Source organism: Gemmiger formicilis (assembly GCF_016901605.1).
GTDB classification, from domain to species: Bacteria; Bacillota; Clostridia; order Oscillospirales; family Ruminococcaceae; genus Gemmiger; species Gemmiger formicilis_B.
The window spans coordinates 1-443 of record NZ_JACJKP010000451.1; the positions used below are offsets into that span (position 1 = coordinate 1).

At 60.5% G+C, this 443-nt stretch carries 1 protein-coding gene; it reads right to left on the reverse strand.

The window, feature by feature from the left end:
* On the reverse strand, positions 1-443 hold a 443-nt coding region (locus H6B10_RS15390; RefSeq protein ID WP_204652350.1), incomplete at both ends, for a DEAD/DEAH box helicase family protein.

A 443-nucleotide genomic window follows, 5' to 3' on the forward strand; every position in this document is an offset into this window, starting at 1 on the left:
TGGTCAAAGCCGCTGACAGTGTTCTGCAACTGGGCGTCCAGCACCGTGCGGTCGGTGATGATAAAGACCGAGGTGAAAATCGGCTCGTTATCCTCATTGTGCAGGCTGGCCAGGCGGTAGGCCGTCCAGGCGATGCTGTTGGACTTGCCGGACCCGGCGCTGTGCTGAATCAAGTAGTTGTGGCCGGGGCCGTTCTCTTTGACGTCGGCAATCAGCTTGCGCACCACGTCCAACTGGTGATACCGGGGGAAGATGACCCGCCGCTTGACCACCTGCCGCATACTGCCGTCCGGCTGGCGGATGTGCTCGCGCGTGATTTGGAAGCTGATGAACTTCTGCAAAATATCCAGCAGCTTGTCCTTTTGCAGAACCTCTTTCCACAGGTACGAGGTCACATAGTCGCCGTCCTCGGTGGCGGGGTTGCCGGCGCCGCCGTCCTGGCC